The 23387-nt window shown below is 44.4% G+C and carries 23 protein-coding genes; 8 read left to right on the top strand and 15 right to left on the bottom strand.

What is annotated here, in order from left to right:
* Positions 1-75: 75 nt before the first annotated feature.
* The 12 genes from BQ7489_RS09640 to kdsB all read right to left on the bottom strand — a co-directional run bounded on the left by BQ7489_RS09640 (position 76) and on the right by kdsB (position 13066).
* Positions 76-870 carry a zinc ribbon domain-containing protein gene (locus BQ7489_RS09640; RefSeq protein ID WP_072530826.1) on the bottom strand — a complete coding sequence of 265 codons (795 nt, stop codon included), beginning with the start codon at positions 868-870 and terminating at the stop codon, positions 76-78.
* A 9-nt stretch (positions 871-879) separates the two neighbouring features.
* Positions 880-1974, bottom strand: a complete 1095-nt coding sequence (locus BQ7489_RS09635; RefSeq protein WP_072530825.1) for a Nif3-like dinuclear metal center hexameric protein — start codon at positions 1972-1974, stop codon at positions 880-882.
* Positions 1975-2081: 107 nt separating this feature from the next.
* A complete protein-coding gene (locus BQ7489_RS09630; protein ID WP_072530824.1) occupies positions 2082-2903 on the bottom strand; it encodes an MBL fold metallo-hydrolase in 822 nt (273 codons plus the stop codon).
* Between the two features lie 118 nt (positions 2904-3021).
* The gene (gene proS / locus BQ7489_RS09625; protein WP_072530823.1) at positions 3022-4512 is read right to left on the bottom strand and encodes a proline--tRNA ligase; all 1491 of its coding nucleotides are present in this window, start codon (positions 4510-4512) and stop codon (positions 3022-3024) included.
* An 89-nt stretch (positions 4513-4601) separates the two neighbouring features.
* A complete protein-coding gene (locus tag BQ7489_RS09620) occupies positions 4602-5753 on the bottom strand; it encodes a DUF6057 family protein (protein WP_072530822.1) in 1152 nt (383 codons plus the stop codon).
* A 45-nt stretch (positions 5754-5798) separates the two neighbouring features.
* Positions 5799-7808: an alpha amylase C-terminal domain-containing protein gene (locus BQ7489_RS09615; RefSeq protein ID WP_072530821.1), complete on the bottom strand. Its 2010-nt coding sequence runs from the start codon at positions 7806-7808 to the stop codon at positions 5799-5801.
* Between the two features lie 16 nt (positions 7809-7824).
* Positions 7825-8265 (bottom strand): NanQ anomerase/TabA/YiaL family protein, encoded by a 441-nt coding sequence (locus tag BQ7489_RS09610; protein WP_072530820.1) that lies wholly within the window; start codon positions 8263-8265, stop codon positions 7825-7827.
* A 30-nt stretch (positions 8266-8295) separates the two neighbouring features.
* The gene (locus tag BQ7489_RS09605; RefSeq protein WP_072530819.1) at positions 8296-8961 is read right to left on the bottom strand and encodes a DUF2461 domain-containing protein; all 666 of its coding nucleotides are present in this window, start codon (positions 8959-8961) and stop codon (positions 8296-8298) included.
* Between the two features lie 79 nt (positions 8962-9040).
* On the bottom strand, positions 9041-9829 hold the full coding sequence (locus BQ7489_RS09600) for an inositol monophosphatase family protein (protein WP_072530818.1): 789 nt from the start codon (positions 9827-9829) through the stop codon (positions 9041-9043).
* The gene (locus tag BQ7489_RS09595) at positions 9829-10914 is read right to left on the bottom strand and encodes an MORN repeat-containing protein (protein ID WP_239496988.1); all 1086 of its coding nucleotides are present in this window, start codon (positions 10912-10914) and stop codon (positions 9829-9831) included. The genes BQ7489_RS09600 and BQ7489_RS09595 overlap by 1 nt, the downstream gene beginning before the upstream one ends.
* A gap of 104 nt (positions 10915-11018) precedes the next feature.
* Complete coding sequence (locus BQ7489_RS09590) at positions 11019-12308, bottom strand: M16 family metallopeptidase (protein ID WP_072530816.1); 1290 nt, start codon at positions 12306-12308, stop codon at positions 11019-11021.
* A gap of 2 nt (positions 12309-12310) precedes the next feature.
* The gene (gene kdsB, locus BQ7489_RS09585) at positions 12311-13066 is read right to left on the bottom strand and encodes a 3-deoxy-manno-octulosonate cytidylyltransferase (RefSeq protein WP_072532109.1); all 756 of its coding nucleotides are present in this window, start codon (positions 13064-13066) and stop codon (positions 12311-12313) included.
* A gap of 70 nt (positions 13067-13136) precedes the next feature.
* Between kdsB and BQ7489_RS09580 the strand changes: the two genes are divergently transcribed.
* Positions 13137-13535, top strand: coding sequence for a 2-amino-4-hydroxy-6-hydroxymethyldihydropteridine diphosphokinase (locus BQ7489_RS09580; RefSeq protein ID WP_072530815.1), 399 nt, complete (start codon positions 13137-13139; stop codon positions 13533-13535).
* Between the two features lie 22 nt (positions 13536-13557).
* On the opposite strand, the gene BQ7489_RS09575 is transcribed toward BQ7489_RS09580, so the two are convergent.
* Both BQ7489_RS09575 and BQ7489_RS09570 read right to left on the bottom strand, forming a co-directional pair.
* The gene (locus BQ7489_RS09575) at positions 13558-14385 is read right to left on the bottom strand and encodes an exodeoxyribonuclease X C-terminal domain-containing protein (protein WP_072530814.1); all 828 of its coding nucleotides are present in this window, start codon (positions 14383-14385) and stop codon (positions 13558-13560) included.
* Between the two features lie 153 nt (positions 14386-14538).
* A complete protein-coding gene (locus BQ7489_RS09570; protein WP_072530813.1) occupies positions 14539-16887 on the bottom strand; it encodes a transglycosylase domain-containing protein in 2349 nt (782 codons plus the stop codon).
* A gap of 209 nt (positions 16888-17096) precedes the next feature.
* Between BQ7489_RS09570 and pyrB the strand changes: the two genes are divergently transcribed.
* From pyrB to mtgA, 7 genes are all read left to right on the top strand, one after another.
* Entirely contained in the window at positions 17097-18038 is a 942-nt protein-coding gene (gene pyrB, locus BQ7489_RS09565) for an aspartate carbamoyltransferase (protein ID WP_072530812.1), read from the top strand.
* A 27-nt stretch (positions 18039-18065) separates the two neighbouring features.
* Positions 18066-18524 carry an aspartate carbamoyltransferase regulatory subunit gene (pyrI, locus tag BQ7489_RS09560; protein ID WP_374044757.1) on the top strand — a complete coding sequence of 153 codons (459 nt, stop codon included), beginning with the start codon at positions 18066-18068 and terminating at the stop codon, positions 18522-18524.
* A gap of 1 nt (position 18525) precedes the next feature.
* Positions 18526-19092: a flavin reductase family protein gene (locus tag BQ7489_RS09555; protein ID WP_072530810.1), complete on the top strand. Its 567-nt coding sequence runs from the start codon at positions 18526-18528 to the stop codon at positions 19090-19092.
* A 35-nt stretch (positions 19093-19127) separates the two neighbouring features.
* Positions 19128-19826: a porin family protein gene (locus tag BQ7489_RS09550; protein ID WP_239496943.1), complete on the top strand. Its 699-nt coding sequence runs from the start codon at positions 19128-19130 to the stop codon at positions 19824-19826.
* Between the two features lie 33 nt (positions 19827-19859).
* Positions 19860-21140, top strand: coding sequence for a serine hydroxymethyltransferase (glyA, locus tag BQ7489_RS09545; protein ID WP_072530808.1), 1281 nt, complete (start codon positions 19860-19862; stop codon positions 21138-21140).
* A gap of 54 nt (positions 21141-21194) precedes the next feature.
* Positions 21195-21914 carry a YiaD family glycine zipper/OmpA-like lipoprotein gene (locus BQ7489_RS09540; protein WP_072530807.1) on the top strand — a complete coding sequence of 240 codons (720 nt, stop codon included), beginning with the start codon at positions 21195-21197 and terminating at the stop codon, positions 21912-21914.
* 82 nt (positions 21915-21996) lie between these two features.
* Positions 21997-22704: a monofunctional biosynthetic peptidoglycan transglycosylase gene (gene mtgA / locus BQ7489_RS09535; RefSeq protein WP_072530806.1), complete on the top strand. Its 708-nt coding sequence runs from the start codon at positions 21997-21999 to the stop codon at positions 22702-22704.
* A 17-nt stretch (positions 22705-22721) separates the two neighbouring features.
* Here the strand turns inward: mtgA and BQ7489_RS09530 are convergent, their stop codons facing one another.
* Positions 22722-23357, bottom strand: coding sequence for a trimeric intracellular cation channel family protein (locus BQ7489_RS09530; RefSeq protein WP_072530805.1), 636 nt, complete (start codon positions 23355-23357; stop codon positions 22722-22724).
* Positions 23358-23387 lie beyond the last annotated feature (30 nt).

The raw sequence follows: 23387 nt of genomic DNA, 5'->3' as shown, positions 1-23387 counted from the left end.
CATCCGTTGTCCGTCACCCTTATTCATAATCCGTTCTCAGGATTCCTCCGTCATCAAACGGTCTCTCCCGCCTCTTTATTTACCGGTTTTAGTTTCAAGATGCTTTTCTTCGGTTACACCAGCCAACTCCGGATCGATCATGATACGGCCACAATATTCGCATACGATAATTTTCTTACGCATACGGATATCCAACTGCTTCTGTGGCGGAATCTTGTTGAAACAACCGCCACACGCATCACGCTGAACATAAGTGATGGCCAATCCGTTACGTGAATTCTTACGGATACGTTTGAAAGCTTGCAACAGACGGGGTTCAATGGTAGTTTCCAGATTCTTTGCCTTATCCCGAAGACGTTCCTCTTCCTGTTTGGTTTCGGAAATGATTTCATCCAGCTCATTCTTCTTCACTTCCAAGTCCTTCTTTCTCTCTTCCAGAAGTTCGTTACTCTTAACTATTTCTTCTTCCTTAGCTTTAATAGAAGCAGTATATTCCTTGATACGTTTCTCGCACAGCTCCACTTCCAGACTCTGAAACTCTATTTCCTTAGTCAGCACATCATATTCACGGTTGTTACGTACATTATCCTGCTGCCCTTTATACTTTTCAATAGAAGTTTTGGCTGCTTCGATTTCAATTTTCTTGGTAGCTACGTTCGACTTCAACTCCTCGATTTCATTCTTGATATTTTCAATACGTGTGCTCAAGCCGGTGACTTCATCTTCCAAGTCCTGCACTTCAAGAGGCAGTTCACCTCTCAATGTCTTGATCTTATCGATCTCAGACAACATGGTCTGCAACTGATAAAGCGCCTTCAGTTTTTCTTCAACGCTCATTTCATTGGGATCTTTCTTTGCTTCTTTAACCATAGTTCTATATTACAAATAATTGATAGGATTTGTATTGACACTGGTCATACCGACCTTAAGTACCGGAAACAAATCCTTTATGATTGAATAAAATATTTCCTGAGTATACTGTTCACTCTCATAATGGCCTATTTCCGCTACCAGAATACGGTCTTCGTAGAAGAAATAATCATGATACTTCACCTCACCGGTTATGAACACATCGGCTCCGCAGGCCAGCGCGCGCGGTAGCAGAAAGGCTCCAGCCCCGCCACAAAGTGCCACTTTCCGGATTTTACGTCCTCCGAAACGAGAATGTTTCACACAACCCACATTGAAAAGTTCCTTCACACGTAGTAGGAAATTACGTTCGTCTTCAGGTTCTGGCAATTCACCTACCACCCCCGAACCCACCTGATTCCATGAGTTTCGTAACGGGTACAGATCATATGCCGGTTCCTCGTACGGATGTGCCGCCACAAGAGCTTTCACAACACGCTCTTTACGGAAAGCTGGAAGTATGGTCTCAATCCTGACTTCGGGCTCCACATGAAATTCTCCCTTAGTACCGCAGTAAGGGTGTGTACCCTCACCGGCACGGAAAGTTCCCCTCCCTTCCAGATTATAGCTGCATGCATCGTAATTGCCTATGCATCCGCATCCGGCATCAAACAGAGCCTTGCGTACATCATCGGCCTTTTCCTGTGGAACAAAAGTCACCAGCTTCAGCAAAACATCCTCCTTGGGTTCCAGAATTTGGAGATTTTGCATTCCGATTTTCCCGGCAATCTTATAATTCACTCCCTGAGGAGCGTTATCCAAGTTGGTATGCATGGAAAAAACCACAATGTCATGCTTGATAGCTTTCATCACACAACGCTCGACATAGTCTCTCCCGGTAAGCGACTTGAAACCTTTGAACACAAGCGGATGATGAGAAATAACCAGATTACAGCTTTTCTCTATTGCTTCATCGATCACAGCTTCAGTAACATCCAGACACAACAATGCCCCTGTAGCTTCCGCGTCTGTCAATCCGATTTGCAATCCGGCATTGTCGAATCCGTCCTGCAAAGGCAGAGGCGCGAACATCTCAAGGGCACTTACAATTTCCTTAATTTTCATGTTTCGCGAAAATTTTCATGCAAAGATAAATAATTTTCGGAACATATTCCCGAACTATTCCGGCTATTTTTCTGATTTTTCATCATTTAAGACCGAATATACCGATCTTACAATTTGATTTTCTCCAAATCATCGGGCACCCAGACACGACCATCGAACTGACTCCGGGCTTCTTCCGTATACCTTTCTTTCCGGGTTTCCAGTGTTTTGTCTTCAGTATGATAGAGTAACAGATTACTGACATTCAACGTTGAAGCCAGACGTCCGGCGTCAAGCGCAGTACTATGGTGCTTTTCATAAGGCTTGAAACGATCTCTGTCAGCATATAGACAGAAGGCTTCCGACAAAAGCCAATCGGCCCCTTCCACATAACACCTGTTCTGTTCATTATAAGGTTCATCTCCCAAACAGACAAGCTTCTTGCCATCGGGCAACACCGCCAGAAAGCCAAATTGCTTTTCCTTGGTAGAATTGATATCGAAACATTGTAGTTTGAAGTCGGCAGCATCAAAGCACTCGCCGTCTTTCACTTCACAAAGCTCTATCCCATTACCCAGAAAGGCAACAATTTTTTTCGGCAACGTCATCCGGCAGATCCAATCGACTACCTGTATGACCTTATCATGCGTATAGACCTTGAACGTCCCCTGATATACCCCCTGTTGCATGCGTTGCGCAATGGTCCGGATTATCCAGATCACTCCCAATACATGGTCGGTATGTGCATGTGTAACAAACATCTCATGAATCTGTCCGATACTGATTCCTGACTTCTCAAGCTGTACCAATATGCCATTTCCACCACCGGCATCCACCAGCAGGACATGTCCACCATGTGACATGGCAAAACACGTATTATAACAATGAGTTACGGCGGCATTTCCCGTACCTAACATAATCAATTCCGTATGATTATCTGTTGTTTCCATATATCATCCTATGTAAAGAAACAGGGGAACACTTCTTTTTTATAAGAATGTTCCCCTACAAGTATTAAAATAAATCAATCTCACGTATCGTGGCTAAAATAACTTGACAAGTACGGCATCAATATGCCCGCGCGAACAATACACGACGAGCCGACGGCTTACCAGTAAGCATATCTACACCCGGAGTCAAGCTCTCTTCATCTGCTTCGAACGGAAGACAACGGATAGTAGCCTTGGTTTCCTCCTTTATACGGTCTTCCGTTTCCGGAGTACCGTCCCAGTGAGCAAGGATAAAACCACCCTTTTCAATCTGTTCCTTGAATTCATCATAAGTATCTACCTTAAAGATGTGTTCATTACGGAACTTCAGTGCTTTCTGGTAAATATTGCTTTGGATATCCTCCAACAGACTCTTTACATATTCTTCAATACCGTCACAACTGCGTGTCTCTTTTTCCAACGTATCACGGCGCATAACTTCTATAGTATTGTTTTCCAAGTCACGGCCACCCATAACCAGACGCACAGGAACACCTTTCAGTTCGTAATCGGCAAACTTGAATCCAGGACGCTTGTTGTCGGCATTGTCATATTTGACCGAAATTCCCATTTCGCGCAATTTTGCAGCAATCCCTTCCACTTTAGCATCAATCTGTTTAAGTTGCTCATCGTTTTTATAAATAGGAATAATGACTACCTGAATAGGAGCCAGATGCGGCGGCAACACAAGTCCGTTATCATCAGAATGTGTCATAATCAATGCACCCATCAGACGGGTTGACACACCCCATGAAGTTGCCCACACATAATCCAACTTATTGTTCTTGTCAACAAACTGGACATTGAACGCCTTTGCAAAATTCTGACCCAAGAAATGCGATGTACCGCATTGGAGGGCTTTACCGTCCTGCATAAGACCTTCTATCGTATAGGTATCCAAAGCTCCGGCAAAACGTTCGTTGGCCGACTTCACACCCTTAATGACCGGAACAGCCATGTATTTCTCAGCAAATTCTCCATATACGCGCAACATCTTCTGTGCTTCAGCTTCAGCCTCCTCACGAGTAGCATGAGCGGTATGTCCTTCCTGCCACAGGAATTCGGCTGTACGCAGGAACAGACGTGTACGCATTTCCCAACGCATAACGTTAGCCCACTGATTGATCAGGATAGGCAGGTCACGATATGAATTGATCCAATTCTTATATGTACTCCAGATAATGGTTTCTGAAGTCGGACGGATAATCAGTTCCTCTTCCAGCTTTGCAGCAGGATCTACAATGACTCCTGAACCGTCTTCTGCATTCTTCAGACGATAGTGTGTCACCACAGCACATTCTTTTGCAAAGCCTTCCACGTGTTCCGCTTCACGACTTAAATATGATTTTGGAATCAGCAGAGGGAAATAAGCGTTTACATGTCCTGTAGCCTTGAACATATCGTCCAACTGACGCTGCATCTTTTCCCAGATGGCATATCCGTAAGGCTTGATGACCATACATCCGCGCACCGGAGACTGCTCTGCCAGATCTGCCTTTACCACCAGATCATTATACCATTGTGAATAATTTTCACTTCTTTTGGTAAGTTCTTTCAGTTCTTTTGCCATAATTAGTGTATTTTTTTTCTTCTTTTGCTTTTTGGCGTTGCAAAAATATAAAAAAGGCGGATAAAGCCACCAAAAAAGCCAAAATTTATTTAATTCTGATAGTCAAAATACCACCAATAGGTATCTCCATACTCTCTACGCATCCTGTTTTTCTCTTCCTGAGGCAACTTGAATGTTTTTTGTAAAGCACAATATCCGGCATACCGCTCAAGCATAAGCGTATCAGCCACCTGCATAGGGAATCCGGAATGACCGGCAGCGTACATAATGAGAGCTTCCCTGTAATACCGGGGCAATTCCTCATCAGGTTCATAGAAATCGGCTACCGCCCTGGCAAATTCATCAAGCTCCTTATCGAGCAATAAGGCCGAAAGATAATAATCAAGGGCAGTAAATTTACCCGTACCCTTATAGCAGATATTACGCAAAAGTTCCTTGTGGCTTTCTCCGGCATACGGACGAACCCCCAACAGATAATATACGGAATCGTTGGTATAGCGGAGAATCCGGGTAGAGTCATTATCAAAAAAAAGCCCTTCGGAAGCATAATACTGGGGATACATGAAAAGTCTGTCACCCATTGAAGCCGTATGCGACATGGCAAGCGCACGTAGCGCCGTCAAGGTACGGGTAGCTTCCAACGAGCGTTCACCAACCTTCAAAACCTTCTCATAATTGCGCTCACGCAAATAACGTTCGGCTTCCAATTCATGATGGAATTTACGGTTTGAATTACCTATCAGCACTGTCATCATACATAACACGAACAGGATAAGCAGATTGGCATTCATGAGTGAAACAGGTGGAACCTCTGCATTCAATTTCTCCCTGAACAGCCGACGCAACCAGTATGTCACCAGAAAATAAACAAGCAGCACCAAAGGCAACAGCCATCCCCATCGGGTCTGGTAATTATCCATATAGACCGTATGCCCCACATCGGTCAAGGCACCCAGAATCAGACATGAAGGGAAATAGGCCCAGGCACGCACTTCACCTTTCAACCCCAGCAAACTGTTCACCCCCCACCGTAACAGAGCGAAAATCACTGTCAGGATCAAGGCTGTAGCCAACGGTGCATAAAGCGTTTTTCCATGGGCCAGAGAAAAGTGCAAGGCCTCCAACACATCACGTTGAAAGACATACAGATATACAAAGCTGAAAACAGAAAAAAGAAAGCCGCACACAACGGTCTGCATGCGAGCGGCTTTCTTATAATTGGGATGCATGTATTCACTCATAATTTTCATAATTGGCAGAAAAGAAGCCCAACGAGAATCCGGACTTTATTTCTGTCGTTTCAAAACTACTGCCGAACGGGCAGGTATATATAACTTAAGCCATTCCTTCTTTTCCTTGGCATACAGAGGATCGGCACACGTGAAATGGGATATGGTATCATCAGAGAATCCGAATCCCCCGAAAGCTTTGTTATCCGTATTCAACACCACCTTGTATTCACCTTTAGGAACCAGGAATCCGTAATCGGTAAACGAACGGGTAGGATTGAAATTAAACACAAATACCAGATCCTTACGGCGGTAAGCAAGTATCTGGTCGCCGTCATTATGCCATATCTCTACCACATCTGTCTTCTGGATATTTTTGACACTACGGATAAGATGTACCATAGCACTGTCAAAATCACCCAGATAATGATAACATAAATCCTTGTCGTCTACCAGATGCCACTGCCGGCGGGCATATTTATACGACCATCCATTTCCCTCACGAGGAAAGTCTATCCATTCCGGATGTCCGAACTCATTTCCCATGAAGTTCAGATAGCCTCCGTTTATAGTGGAAGCCGTAAGCAGACGTATCATCTTATGCAAGGCAATACCTCTTTCAACCACTCCGTTCTCATCACCTATCTTGAAGTGCCAATACATATCGGCATCAATCAAACGGAATATAATGGTCTTGTCACCCACCAAAGCCTGATCATGGCTTTCACAATAGGATATGGTCTTTTCATCTTTGCGACGGTTTGTCACTTCCCAGAACAAGCTTGAAGGTTTCCAGTCCTCGTCACGGCGCTCCTTGATAACTTTGATCCAATAATCAGGGATATTCATGGCCATACGGTAATCGAACCCGTAGCCACCGTCATTAAACGGAGCAGCCAGTCCCGGCATCCCGGAAACCTCTTCCGCTATGGTAATGGCTCTTGGGTTCACCTGGTGGATAAGCCGGTTTGCAAGAGTCAAGTAACAGATTGCGTTATCATCCTGATGCCCGTTGAAATAGTCACTATAGTTACAGAAGGCCTCACCCAGTCCATGACTATAATACAACATTGAAGTAACACCATCAAAACGGAACCCATCAAAATGGAATTCATCCAGCCAGTACTTACAGTTCGAAAGGAGGAAATGCAGCACTTCGTTTTTCCCGTAGTCAAAACATAGCGAATCCCATGCCGGATGCTCGCGGCGGTCGCCCGGATAGAAATACTGACAAGGATCGCCCGCAAAATTCCCTAAACCTTCCACTTCATTCTTGACTGCATGTGAATGGACAATATCCATAATCACAGCAAGCCCCATCTGGTGTGCCGTATCAATCAATTGCTTCAGTTCATCAGGAGTTCCGAAGCGAGACGACGGAGCGAAAAAGCTGGAAACATGATATCCGAAACTTCCATAATACGGATGTTCCTGGATTGCCATAATCTGGATACAATTATACCCATCCTTGACAATACGTGGAAGAACATTCTCACGGAACTCATTATAGGTACCTACCTTTTCGGCATCCTGCCCCATACCGATATGGCACTCATAAATCATCAATGGGGACACATTGGGTACAAATACCTTCTTCTTGAATTTATAAGGCTTTGCAGGCTGCCATACCTGAGCGCTGAATATCTTTGTCTGGTCGTCCTGGACTACACGGGTAGCCCATGCCGGAATACGTTCACCGCATCCGCCCTTCCAATAAACTTTCAGTTTATACAAGTCACCATGCTTCATCATTTTCCCGGGAAGGTTGATTTCCCAATTGTTACTGTTACGTACCCGCTTCAGCTTGAATTTAGGATCTTCTTTCCAACCGTTGAAGTCACCTATCAGGTATATTTCCGTAGCGTTAGGCGCCCATTCCCGGAATGTCCATCCCTTATCGGTATGATGCAATCCGAAATACAAGTAACCGGAAGCGAAATCCGAAAGGGTTTTCTTACCGGCAAGTTCCTTTTCCTTGTCTATGGCATGCTGGTGCCTACCTTCAATGGCTTGGGAGAAAGGCTCCAGCCACGGATCATTCTTAATGATGTTCAAAACTTCCTCCATAGTATTAGTTTTTTTATCAGACACGAACTTTTACAATAACTTTCTTTACGCCCTCAGGAGTTATCCCTGGGGCATGTCCGTCTTGCGGAAAGAAAATAGCAAACATTCCCGGTTTGATAGTCAAATAATCATTTGCCAGCCCCTTATAGAACGTAATGTCCTTTTCAACATTATATTCTTCTTCGGGTAGTTCCTCACGGGGGGTATACCCCATCACTTCTACGCCCGACAAAGGAATCTGGATATCAATAAAGTCATTGTGGGTTTCCAGCTTTGCCTCCTCCTTAGTCTTAGGACGAGCCTGGGCAAAATTAACCATCAGTTCATTTTCTTTCAAAACGAACTTCCCGATTTCATGGGCATCCAAGTCTGTCGACTTCAAAAATTCTACAGCCTGTACAAACAATGGATTCAAGGAAACATATTTTTCAATGTTCTCTAATTTGTCTACTATCATAACAGATTAAATTAAAGGTTCTTATTTCATTTATTCAAAATCATCTATCGTATAATTGATAAAATCGGCAAAACGTTTTAACTGCCTGAAAGCAGCCGCTATTTCATCCATAAAGTTCGGATTGTCATAAAAAGAATCCTGTATGTGGTAAGCGACCGAATAGTCCTTGCATTTCAGATATTGCGGATAAAGGAAATCTTTCGGGAAATTTCTTGGAAGAGTTTTCAGGTGCGACTCCCCGATTATCGGAAAATATTTCTTGAAGTCCGGATCTTCTACAATGGAACGGAACTCGTCAATATTGTCGTAAACCGACTGGCGGACAGCTTTCAACATACCGGGCAACATACACCAACCTCCCCCAGCCAGCATACAATTTCCCGGCTCCAGATGCAAGTAATACCCACAATGGTAGGATTTCTTCCCGTGGGCATTGATATAACCGCTGATGTATGTCTTGAACGGCGACTTGTCCGAAGAAAAACGGATATCCCGGTAAATCCGGAAAGTACAATCCTTAGGTTGCACATGTGCTATCGTTTCATCAAACAGAGCAATCCTCATAATGACAACCGACAACAACTCCTCAAACGTCTTTTGAACTTCCTGGTATTCGGGCTTGTGTTCATGAAACCACTCCCGATTGTTGTTTTTCGAAAGCCGTTTCAAAAAATCCAGAATTCCCGCTATTTCCATACAAATCCTTTATTTATATTTTTCTACAAATACAAACATACAAAATATATTTCATAGCACGAATAAAAATAGGATGATTTTACAATTCATCAATAATATCCAACAGATAGCGGTGGATTTTCCCGTTGGACGCCAAAACCTGAAAACCGGAATAAAAATCATCCCCTCCTTTGAAATCGGTCACCTTTCCGCCAGCGTTCTGCAAGATAATAGTCCCCGCAGCAATATCCCAAGGTCCCAGATAAGCTTCGATACGTGCATCGTAACGTCCGGCAGCTACATAACACATTTCAGCTGCCGCAGCTCCTGGAAGACGCAACGCCCCCACATTTCCATATAAACGTTCTACCAGGTGACAGGCCATAGGTTTATATGCCTGAAAATTGTAGGGAAATCCTAATGCAATAACGGCATCGTCAGCCACATCGACCCCCGACACATGGATTTCCTTGCCGTCCAGATAAGAAGGACTGCCTTTACAGGTCCAGAAACACTCATCGCGGCAAATTTCATATACCACTCCCAATAACAGTTCCTTCCGGTTCCGGAGGGCAATGCTCACACAATAAGGTGCATTGTCATGAATGAAATTTGTCGTACCGTCAAGCGGATCAACCAACCAGCAGAGTTCTTCACCGGTCAGACTTCCACTACCCTCTTCAGCAATAAAACCTGCTTCAGGGAGCAATTCCTTCAAGCAGGTTACAATTTTCTTTTCCGACTCCTTGTCAACGTAAGAAACATAGTCATGGGCATGTTTCTTTTCCACCCGTCCACGGTCAAAGCCTTTACGTTCATTCCGGATAAATACACCGACCTCACGGGCCAGCATACACACTTTCCTTGTCAGTTCCGATAAATTTTCCATCACTTCTTTTCCTCCAACAACCGTCCGTAACGATATGTACCCTGACGGATTACTTTTCCGTCGGCATCCGTCTCTACAAACGGGCCGTCCTTCTTACCCTGCTTGAAGAATCCTTCGAAACGTACTCCGTCCTTATTGACAATAGTTCCTTTTCCGTCTTCCTTGCCACGGACAAAGCTACCGGTATAGACCGATCCGTCTTTCATACGGAGCACTCCTTCACCTTCAGACATATTGTTCTTCCATCCGCCTTCATATTCATCTCCGTTTCCCCATTTATAACGACCTTGACCGGTACGCACATTCTTCCTCCAGTCACCTTCATATTCAGCACCGTTCGCCCAGATGAACTTTCCTTTTCCGTCCTGGAATCCGTTCTTGAACTGCCCTACATACTTGTCACCGTTCGGATAGATATACACACCCTCTCCCGTACGTTCGCCATCCACATAATCGCCTTCATAACGTTCCCCGTTCTGGAAGTAATAGATACCTTTCCCCTGTTGCACATCACTGTTCCACTCACCCACATACTTGTCGCCGTTGGTATAGTAAAAGGTACCTTTTCCCTGACGTTCCCCGTTCTTCCATTCGCCGTCATATTTGGATCCGTCTTCCCAAACCATGACGCCTTTCCCGTTCTTCAGGTCATTGGCCCATTCCCCTTCATACCGGGCACCACCTTTCCACATATACACTCCCTTTCCGCTACGCTTATCGCGATGCCAGGAACCCTCGTAAATATCACCGTTATAGTAAATCATTTTACCTTCACCTTCCTGAAAATCGGTATACCACATACCCTCATAACGGTTATTATTCATGAAATAGTAAGTACCCATTCCATGCTGCTGGTCCTGATACCAGTGCCCTACATATTTCTCGCCGTCGCTGAATGTATATGTACCTTCCCCCTCACGTTTGCCTTTTACATATTCCCCTTCATAAACGTCTCCGTTCTTAAAGACCGTCTTACCTTTACCGTTAGGACGTCGTCCTTTCAACTCTCCCGTATACTCTGAACCGTCTTTAAACTTATAATACCCCACCGACAACTGGGCCGATACAGAAGTACTCCCCAACATTATCAGGGAAAACAGCAAATATGCATATCTCTTATTCATTATTCTTCTTATTTTTCATTTTCACGTCCAAAATTAGCTTTTTCACCTAATCTCCGGCCATTTCATTACACTTTTTTACCTGCGACTACCGCTATTAAGTTTTCTTTACTAAAATATTTTTGAGCCAGAGCCAGAAGATCATCGGTTGTAGTCTCACGGACAGCCTCCAGCGAACGGTCGAAGAAATCCATGTCAAGTCCGGCCACTTCAATAAAAATCCACGCATCCGAAAGGGAAAAAGCGTTTTCATAGGAACGGCACATATCTCCCAACATATAATTCCTGACCATCTGGAGCTCTTCTTCTGGAACCTTTTCAGAACAAAGAGTGTCCATTTCGTTGAATATTTCCTGAATGACCGGCTCCATATATTCATTGGCAGCCTCCGTGCTAATTCCCAGAACCCCGATTCCAGGATAACATACCAATCCGGCATTGATACCGTAAGTATATCCCTTGTCTTCACGGATATTCGACATCAAGCGGCTTCCAAAATAACCACCGAACAAGGTTACCAACACACGCATCTTCAAATAATCGGGATGAGTACGGTTCACACAGAAACCTCCCATCTTCAATGAACTTTGTAGCGCATCTTCCTTTTCCACAAAAATTTTTCTTCTGACATCAGTGGTACAGATAAATGTATCTGCAGCTTCAGAAGCATGTCCGCTTCCCCATCTGTCGTTACCGAATGCCAGCTCTATACAACGGATAATTTCCGGAGTCACTTTTCCAGAGATATAGGCCGAACAGTTTTCCGAACGGTAATGATCCTGATAAAAGTTCCTAAGCACATCACTGTTGATTCTGTCATAATCTTCCAGTTCGGCATAACGTCCTAACGGATGAGTCTGTCCGAACAAGGCACGGTTCAATCGCTTGCGGGCAATCACCTCTACCCTTTCCGAATTGATCAGAAATTGCTGGCGGTTCATGTCGACCACCAGAGACAACTCTTTTTCAGGAAAGGTAGGTTCCTTCACCATCGAAGCAAGCAATTCGATTGTCTGAGGAAAATATTTTCCCAATGAATAAAGTGTAATGAATCCATGGCTGAATGATGAAGACACATCCAGGATTGCACCGTAATAATCCAGTTTCTCTGCTATTTCGGAAGATGTGAACCGGCGTGTCCCTTCACGTAACATACGGTTGGTAAAGATAGCCTGTAAAGGCTGGGTCTGAGCCCATTGTCCCCCTTTTACCAACAAGTCGAAACGTACCACATCCTCATCTCCTACCTGAATTATATTCAGCGGCATGCCATTTGCCATCATCCGTTTTTCGGGAGCAACAATAGAAAAATGCTCTATATTGCGGATTTCCGGAGCTTTTGTCCTGTCCAATACCATATTTATCCTTTATGACACGACAGAAATTCTTCGGCACGGGCCAAATCCTGCGGAGTATCAATTCCTATTGTTTCTACTTCACTGATACCGACCTTGACCGTATATCCGTTTTCCAACCAGCGCAACTGCTCCAGAGATTCAGCCAATTCAAGAGAAGACTGAGGCAGAGAAGTGATTTCTTTCAGTACAGACGCACGATAAGCATATAATCCGATATGCTTGTAATAGGTGTGCCCGGCCAACCATTCCCGCTTGTCTTTATTCCGCTGATAAGGTATAATGGAACGGCTGAAATACAAAGCGTTCATATTCTTGTCGACCACAACTTTCGGCGAATTAACGTTTTCCAAAGCATCAAACCCGTCGTCCGGAGAAAAAGGCTTTACCAAAGTGGCAATCTCAGTTCTGTCATCATCGAAACAGGCCTTTACCGCCTCCAGTTGGGAACGTTGGATAAAGGGTTCGTCACCCTGAATATTGACAACTACGTCAAAACCTTCACCTACTTTCGTGAAAGCTTCATAACACCGGTCGGTTCCACTTTTATGGTTGACAGAAGTCATCACCACTTTTCCTCCAAAAGATTTTACAGCAGCCTCGATGCGTTCATCGTCTGTTGCCACATAAGCTTCGTCCAAAACTCCTACTACCTGTTCATAGACTCTCTGTATCACCGTCTTTCCACCTAACATGGCCAATGGTTTAGCCGGGAAACGGGTAGAAGCATATCTTGCCGGAATAATCCCAATAAATTTCATTGCATTCTTATTTAGATTTATCTGCAAATTTATAAAAAAAATCTATTTTTGCATTCTAAACATTACAAATATGACTAACCGACATCATTGTATAATATGCCTTGGCTCCAATTATGAAGCATCCGCCCACATGGAAAAGGCTTGTAAGATATTAGATAAAATATTTACAGCTATCCAATGGGGGGAAGTCATTGAAACTCCCTCCGAAGGAGGGGTAGACAAAGGGAATTACCTGAACAGAGGAGCCATTCTGGTGACCGACAAAAATCCGAATCAGATCAGAAAAGACTTCAAGACCATCGAAAGCCAGCTGGGAAGGACAGAAGAAGGGAAAAAGGCCGGTATTGTCCCTATAGACATTGATCTGCTCAAAGTGGACGGAGTAATCATCAAACCAGCTGATTTCAACAAGAACTATGTACAACGGGTATTGAAGAGCCTACCTCACGGAAACGGAAAGATCCATTGAATAATCCCGCTCCAGCCTGGAATTATCCACCGGCCATTCTTATATAGCCTAGTCGGGTATAATGCACTCCATGACTTTCATATTGGGACATAATTCTGGCAGAAAGCAGATGTAACACATCATGCGTCTTGATTCTGTGGCTGTAGCAGCTCAACATCTCAGGACTCAGGCTACGTCCCGCCGCCTTGACCAAAAACATAAACCGGTTTCCGTCCCTATCGGCTGCAAGGACATTCTGGTCAACATAGAAATCCGGCTTGTACCGGTCTACCTGCAAACGGACATTCAATACAGTCAGGAACTGATCCTTCAGCCTGTCACCCACCTTCCCGATAAAATGGCTGACAGAAGCAATACGCCTTTTTTGTACTGTCAGCTCAAAATGGACCAATGCAAACATCTTAGCCAAATTTACCACAGAGTCATAACGTCTGGTATGTACTTCAAACTTATTAGCGAGCCACAATACATATGACGGATCGACATAATACACTTCAGCCAGTCTCTTTCCGCGGTATTTTCCAAATGGAATTATGTCATCCGACAGGCCATAACACGATTCGAATACGGAATTGTCGGCCACCTCAAGTTTCACGTTACAGTTCTGAAGAAGAACAAACGCCCTTTCGGCCGCAGACTCAAAAGTTACGGCCAATGTCCGGATATACAAAGGCTTTTCTTTTTTGGAAAAAATCCGCCAGAATCCATAATAAGGACGGTAAGGAGTGGCCATACTGATAACATACGTCCCGTTCTCCGAAGTCCTTCCCCGATTGAATTCATCTATACGACCGAAGACCTTATCCGCCATTCCGGGTGACAAACTATACAACGCACTGTTCCAGTCCATAAGTTCCTCCTTGCATTTTCTTGCAATTTATATAAAAGAAACGAAAAAACAAAGAATAAGACCGAATATAAAAAACGCCAGGGCAGATATCCGGAAAATTAGAATCCGAACAACCTGCCCTTCTATTGTGTAAGTCAATGACAAAGCAATCAGTTACTGAAAGAACGCATCATCCAGCTTTGCTTTATTTTCTGTAGATGTATCATTGTTCTGGTTTTCAGTTTCAGTCAGCTTATCCTGACACGGATCAAAGTCGTCCGGTATAGAAAATACTTCATCTTGCGAATACCCTAAAGATTTATCCGCATAAACCTTCTGCATATACAAGCCCCATACAGGCAATGCCATTGAAGCTCCCTGTCCGTCGCGCATGGTGTCAAAATGTATATCACGGTCCTCACCTCCTACCCAGCATCCGGATACAAGCGATGGAGTAAATCCCATAAACCATCCGTCGGCGTTACGGTTCGTTGTACCCGTCTTACCACCCATATCGGCAGTGATGCCATACAGACGGCGGACACGGTTACCTGTGCCTTCATTGATTACCGCGCGCAACATGACAAGCATCTTATAAGCACTCGATTCACTGATTACTTCATCCACCTGCGGAGTGAAATTGGCGATTACATTTCCTTCATTATCCTCGATACGGGACACGAATAAAGGCGCGGTACGAATACCACGGTTAGCAAAGGCCGTATAGGCGCTGACCATCTCTCCGACCGAAATCTCACAAGGGCCGAGGCAAAGGGAAACCGTAGGCTGGATATCCTTGTTCAATACCCCGAACGAATGGATAAGACGTACCAGAGCATACGGACTCAGACGACTCATCAGATAAGCTGAAATCCAGTTGTTCGAATTGGCCAGTCCCCATTTCAGGGTAACCACTTCACCATAATGTGCCTTTGAACTGTTCCGGGGTGACCAGGCGATACCATTCTCATCAAACAAGGTCTGTTCCACATTCCGCACCTTATCACATGGAGAAAAACCGTTCTCCATAGCCAATGTATACAAATACGGCTTGATGGTAGAACCCACCTGACGACGTCCTACCATAGCCATATCATATTGGAAATAGTTATAGTTAGGACCTCCTACATATGCTTTCACATATCCGGTAATAGGGTCCATTGACATAAATCCTACCCGCAGGAAATGCTTGTAATAGCGGATAGAGTCCATCGGAGTCATCAGCGTATCTTTCTCTCCATTATAGGAAAAGACCGACATTTCATATTTCGTATTAAAGGCTTTTCTTATCTCCGCCTCCGAACTGCCGTTTTCCTTCATCAGGCGGTAGCGTTCCGTCTGGCGCATAGAACGGTCCAGTATCGCATCAACCTCTTCCTGAGTAAGCACACTGGTAAAAGGTGCTGTCTTGCGTCCTTTCTTCTCTTTGAAAAAACGAGGCTGCAGATATCCCGCAATATGTTCGGCCACCGCTTCTTCGGCATACTGTTGCATTTTCGAATTGATTGTCGTATATATCTTCAGACCGTCGGTATATATATTATAATGTGAGCCGTCTTTCTTAGTATTTTTGGCACACCATCCATACAATGGATTAGTCTTCCATGCCAAGGAATCCTCATAATACTGCTGCATCTGCCAGCCCCGGTAATTACTTTTCCTTGGCTCCGAAGCCGTCATGATTCCACGTAGATACTCTCTGAAATAAGTAGCCAGACCGTCCTTATGGTCTACCGGATGAAAGTTCAGCACCAACGGCAAAGCCTGCAATGAATCACACTCTTCACGTGTAATGTATCCGGCCTTACGCATCTGGTCCAATACGGTATTTCTACGTCCTCTGGAACGTTCGTTGAAACGGCGCGGATTATACAATGAAGGATTCTTGCACATACCTATCAGCGTAGCAGCCTCTTCGATTGAAAGGTTTTTCGGATCTTTCGCAAAATAGGTTTTAGCTGCCGTCTTTATTCCGACAGCATTGTTTAGAAAATCAAATTTGTTGAGGTACATCGTAAGGATCTCTTCCTTAGTATAATAACGTTCCAGCTTTACGGCTATCACCCATTCGATAGGTTTCTGCAAAAGACGTTCCATCACATTGTCGGCCGTAGGAGAATAGAACTGCTTGGCCAGCTGCTGGGTAATGGTACTGCCGCCTCCGGCATGTTTCTGCATCAGGATTCCCCTTTTCACCACTGCACGCAAGAATGCACGCGCATCAATACCCGAATGTTCGCTGAAACGGACATCTTCCGTAGCGATCAGCGCATGGACCAGATTGGGCGACAGATCATTGTAACCTACATAAACTCGGTTCTCCTTGCTATATGACCACGTTCCCAACAACTGTCCGTCATCGGATATAATCTGAGTAGCAAATTTCAGATTCGGATTTTCAAGTTCTTCAACAGGAGGGACATATCCTATCCATCCTTTTGCAATAGCAGTAAACACAACCGCTACAGACAACACGCACAAGACCACCAAAGTCCATAAAACGTATATAAACTTCTTTCTCATGACAATTCTAAGATTCTTCTATAACTCTTTAATATTGTTCTTTTCCCAAAAAGCTGTCGCCAACTTAAAATGCAAAAGTAAAGAAAATCTTCGTAATACTATGTCACTTTATAAAAACTTCATTGAAATATCCCCAAAAGGATGGCAGTTTTATTTTTTTTCCCTAACTTTGAGCTTCGGTATTATAAAATCATCATAAAACCGTTAATATGGAAAATAGAAGTTTAGTTACTATTGCCAACCATTCGAAAGAACGTATCCTGTATCTATTGGAAATGGCAAGAGAGTTTGAAAAGAAACCGAACCGTCACTTGTTGGACGAAAAGATCGTTGCCACGCTTTTCTTTGAGCCGTCAACGCGTACCCGATTAAGCTTTGAAACAGCGGCCAACAGGCTAGGAGCTAAAGTCATAGGCTTTACAGATCCGAAAGTAACCAGTTCTTCTAAAGGAGAGACTTTGAAGGATACAATCCTGATGGTCAGCAATTATGCGGATATCATTGTCATGCGGCATTATCTGGAGGGTGCCGCACGGTACGCCAGTGAAATCGCACCGGTACCGATAGTAAACGCAGGAGACGGTGCCAACCAGCATCCGTCACAGACCATGTTGGATCTCTATTCCATATATAAGACGCAAGGAACACTCGATAATCTGAATATTTATCTGGTAGGCGACCTGAAGTACGGCCGTACAGTACATTCCCTGCTGATGGCGATGCGCCACTTCAATCCGACATTCCACTTTATCGCTCCCGAAGAGCTGAAAATGCCGGAAGAATACAAACTTTACTGCCGCCAGCATAACATCAAATACATCGAACATACCGATTTCACAGAAGACACGATTGCCGATGCCGACATCTTGTATATGACCCGTGTACAACGTGAACGTTTTACCGATCTGATGGAATACGAGCGTGTAAAGGATGTATACATTCTCCGTAACAAGATGCTTGAGAAGACCCGTCCGAACCTGCGTATCCTGCATCCGCTTCCCCGTGTAAACGAAATTGCCTACGATGTAGACAACAATGAAAAAGCTTATTATATCCAGCAGGCACAAAACGGACTGTATGCCCGCGAAGCCATCCTTTGCGACGTTTTGGGCATTACACTTGATGAAGTCAAAGCCGACACATTGAAATGAATCCAGAATTTCTAAAATCTTATCCATATGAATGAAAAGAAAGAATTACAGGTAGCCGCTCTTGAAAACGGGACTGTACTCGACCATATACCATCCGACAAATTATTTACCGTAGTTTCCTTATTGGATCTACAGCATCTGGACGCCAATATCACTATCGGAAATAATTTCGAAAGCAAAAAACTCGGGAAAAAGGGAATCATCAAGATTGCCGACAAGTTCTTCACCCCGGAAGAAATCAACCGTCTGTCGGTAGTTGCACCCAATATCGTACTGAATATCATACGCAACTATGAAGTGGTTGAAAAGAAAAAGATTGTGATGCCCACCGAACTGAAAGGCATCGTAAAATGCAACAATCCCAAATGCATCACCAACAATGAACCGATGGATACATGGTTCGATTTGATTGACAAGGAAAAAGGTCTCATCAAATGTCATTACTGCGAAAAAGAACAGCAGATAGATAACATCAAACTGGTTTAGGATGAAACAAGACTGGAAGCCTGGCACAATGATTTACCCGCTACCTGCAGCATTAGTAAGTTGCGGCAGTAACGAAGAGGAATACAATATCATCACAGTAGCGTGGGTTGGTACAATCTGTACCAATCCACCCATGTGTTACATATCGGTAAGGCCGGAACGTCATTCTTATCCTATCTTGAAAAAGAATATGGAATTTGTCATCAACCTTACCACAAAAGACATGGCTTTTGCCACCGACTGGTGTGGCGTGCGTTCCGGAAAAGACTTCAACAAGTTCAAAGAAATGAAGCTTACCCCCGGCAAGGCTACAGTGGTAAATGCCCCCATCATAGAAGAATCCCCCCTCTGCATAGAATGTAGGGTAAGGGAAATCGTTTCATTGGGATCGCATGACATGTTCATCGCCGATGTGGTCAACATAAAGGCCGATGAAAAATACCTGGATTCCGAAACAGGTAGATTCAATCTCGCACAGGCCAACCTGCTGGTTTATCTCCACGGAGGTTACTATGAAACCGGCCCCAAGATCGGGAAATTCGGATGGTCGGTTGAAAAAAAGAAATAGAGCCAATGAAATACGCTGCCTTTATCTTATCCTGCATGTTTGGACTTGCCTTCACAGAAGGACAGGCACAAGAGCACTTCCGGAGCACATCACGTGATCCGAAGATAAATGTGGGAATAAAGGCTGGATTCAATTCGTCCATGTATTTCCTGGACGAATTGTCAATTGGCGGAAAAGAGATGAGCAACATACAGAACAACTATAAAATAGGCTATCTGGGAGCATTGTTCTGCCAGTTCAATCTTAAAAAGCATCATTTTATCCAGACGGAATTTTCATACAATATATCCAACGGAAGTATTGCCATTCCTCACACAGGCGACAATACGTCATACCTGACAGGAGGCGCCCTGATCAAGACAAGAATACATTCCATCGATATGCCGATACTATACGGATATAAATTTGTTGACGCATATCCTTATGGCATGTCATTCTTCCTAGGTCCCAAGGTAGCTTACATCTGGAGTAAGCATACAAAAAACGAACATTATGGCTTCTACCAGCAAAACATAACGGAAAGCCTTCACCCCCTTTATTTCAGCGGGGTCATCGGCTTGGCGGTAAATGTCGGGAACATCTTTTTTGACTTCCGCTACGAAGCCGGATTCCATAACATCACCAAATCCATCGTATACGACAAAGAACTGACTCAGGCCCCATATAACGAATACGACATATGCCTGAAACGGACCAGGAATGTCTTGAGTTTCTCATTGGGAGTTATATTTTAGATATAGATTTATTTATTTTAATCAACAGACATCATGAAAAGAGACGATTTGATTTTCGACATTATTGAAAAAGAACATCAACGCCAGTTGAAAGGCATTGAATTGATTGCTTCTGAAAACTTTGTAAGTGACCAGGTAATGCAAGCTATGGGCTCATGCCTTACCAACAAATACGCAGAAGGTTATCCCGGCAAACGCTATTACGGAGGATGTGAAGTCGTAGACCAAAGCGAACAGATTGCAATAGACCGCCTGAAGCAGATATTTGGAGCCGAATGGGCAAATGTACAGCCTCACTCTGGAGCACAGGCCAATGCAGCCGTATTCCTGGCCGTACTTAATCCGGGCGATAAATTCATGGGACTGAACCTGGCTCATGGCGGACACCTGTCACACGGTTCTGCAGTAAACACATCCGGTATCATCTATACTCCCTGCGAATACAACCTGAACAAAGAAACCGGTCGTGTTGATTATGACCAGATGGAAGAAATTGCACTCCGTGAACATCCTAAAATGATCATTGGCGGCGGTTCGGCCTACTCTCGTGAATGGGACTACAAACGCATGCGCGAAATAGCCGATAAGGTAGGCGCCATCTTTATGGTCGACATGGCTCATCCTGCAGGACTGATTGCAGCAGGCTTACTCGACAACCCGCTGAAATATGCCCATATCGTAACATCCACCACCCATAAGACTCTCCGTGGCCCTCGTGGAGGTGTAATCCTGATGGGAAAAGATTTCCCGAACCCATGGGGAAAGAAAACACCGAAGGGAGAAATCAAAATGATGTCCCAGCTGCTTGATTCAGCTGTATTCCCGGGAATCCAGGGAGGCCCGCTCGAACACGTCATTGCAGCCAAGGCCGTAGCTTTCGGTGAATGTCTGCAACCCGAATACAAGGAATATCAGAAACAGGTGCAGAAAAATGCAAAGGTTTTGGCACAGGCTTTGATGGACCGTGGATTTACAATCGTATCGGGAGGTACAGACAACCACTCCATGCTCGTCGACTTGCGCTCCAAATATCCGGATCTGACAGGTAAGATGGCAGAAAAGGCACTGGTTGCAGCTAACATCACCGTCAACAAGAACATGGTTCCATTCGACACCCGTTCGGCATTCCAGACCTCAGGAATCCGGTTAGGTACACCGGCCATTACAACCCGTGGTGCCAAAGAAGACCTGATGTACGAAATTGCAGGAATGATCGAAACCGTATTATCGAATGTTAATGATGAAGCTGTAATTGCATCAATCCGTGCAAGAGTTAATGATACAATGAAAAATTATCCTATATTTGCATATTGATTCATGATGGTTTTCCATCATGATGGGATTATGACAAACTAAAATGGAAGAATGATGAGAAAAACTGGTTTTATGGCTATATTATTGAGCACAAGCTTGATATTTAGCGGATGTGGATCAATGAGCAACACGGCGAAAGGCGGCCTTATAGGAGCCGGTAGCGGAGCTGCTCTAGGAGGCCTGATCGGTGGTGTGATCGGTCATGGCAAAGGTGCCGCCATCGGTGCCGCAGTCGGAACCGCTGTAGGTACAGGAGCCGGTGTACTTATCGGTAAAAAAATGGACAAGGCTGCTCAGGAGGCTGCAGAAATTGAAGGAGCCCAAGTGGAGCAGGTAACAGACAACAACGGATTACAGGCCGTCAAGGTTACCTTCGACTCAGGCATTCTGTTTAACACAAGCAGTGCAAGCCTAAGTACCGAAGCCAAATCGGCATTGAGCAAGTTCGCCAACAATGTACTGAACCAAAACCGTGATATGGATGTAAACATCTACGGATATACAGACAACACCGGGTGGAAAAACAGTACAGCGGAACAGAGTGTCCAGAAAAACCTGGCACTTTCCCAGGAACGGGCCCAAAGCGTAGCTACCTATCTGTTAAGTTGCGGAACGGAATCTTCACAGATCAAGACGGTAGAAGGCCAGGGTGAAAGCAATCCTGTAGCCAGCAATGATACCGAAGCTGGACGTCAGGAAAACCGTCGTGTGGAAGTGTATATGTATGCCAGCCAGGAAATGATCCAGCAGGCTGAAGCAGGCACATTGAAATAAAACTTCATTCCAAAAAGAAAGAAGGTACAGGAAAGCATCTTTCCTCTACCTTCTTTCTTTTTGACTTTATCATAAGAAAATTATGAACGTAAAAAACATATTCAAATACCTACGTTATCTTCTGATAGCATTTTTCGGATCAACTATCCTGTCGGTCATTGTACTAAAGTTTGTACCCGTCTATGTCACCCCTCTTATGATAATCCGGTGCGGCCAGCAGATAAGCCAAGGTGAAAAGCTGAAAATGAAGCGCCATTGGGTCCCTAAAGAAAAGATATCCAGACACCTTCCGATGGCTGTCATTGCTTCTGAAGACAACCGGTTTGCCGAACACTGGGGATTCGATTTTATTGAAATCAGGAAAGCAGTCAAGGAAAACAAGACCCGGAAGAAAGCAAGAGGAGCAAGTACCATCAGCCAGCAGACAGCCAAAAACGTATTTCTTTGGCCCCAATCGTCATGGGTAAGGAAAGGCCTGGAAGTCTATTTTACCCTCCTCATCGAATGTTTCTGGAGCAAGGAACGCATTATGGAAGTATATCTGAATTCCATTGAAATGGGAAACGGAATATATGGAGCCCAAGCCGTTGCAGAAGAACACTTCGGTACATCCGCAAAAAAACTGACGCGTTCCCAATGTGCCTTGATAGCTGCCAGCCTGCCCAATCCCATCAGATTCAATTCGGGGAAACCGAGCGCTTACATGTACAAACGTCAGAAACAGATCATGCGCCTGATGCGACTTGTCCCAGCTTTTCCACCTAAGGACAAAGATCTGTCCGACAGATAACAACCATGATACACATCCTATTCCTTTTCCCCGGCTTCAATTTCAGGATCTCCTTTCAGAATAGGAAGGGTCAGATGGTATTGTACAGCCATAATACGTACCAGGAAAACCACAATTCCCCCTACAACCTGAGCACCAAATGCCTCCATTTTAGCCCGAAGACAAAGCCAATAGGCCAGGCCACCGGCTACACAAGCCATTGCGTAGATTTCCTTACGGAAAATCAACGGAATTTCATTGATGAAAACATCCCGGATAACACCTCCGGCCGCTCCTGTAATGCTCCCCATTATGATTGCAACCCAGAAGGGATATCCTAACGATAGACTTTTACTGCACCCCACAACCGTAAACAAGGCCAGTCCGATCGTGTCGAAGATAAAGAATGTATTGTTGAGCTTGATCAGATATTTGCGGAAAATAATCACGAAAAACATGGCAAAGGCTGTACAGATCAGATAAATCGGATCTGTCATCCATACGGGAGTTACATCGAGCAGTACATCCCGTATTGTTCCCCCTCCTATCGCCGTTACAAAGCCTACAATATAGGCTCCGAACCAGTCGAAACGCTTGGCCGACGCCAAGCGTATACCACTGATAGCGAAAGCGAACGTCCCAATAAAATCAAGTATCTGGACAAATGACGGCATTATTATCATATTTCTTCTTGTTCTTTATTC

Source organism: Bacteroides ilei (assembly GCF_900128495.1).
GTDB lineage: Bacteria > Bacteroidota > Bacteroidia > Bacteroidales > Bacteroidaceae > Phocaeicola > Phocaeicola ilei.
This window is presented reverse-complemented; position numbering and strand designations above follow the sequence as displayed.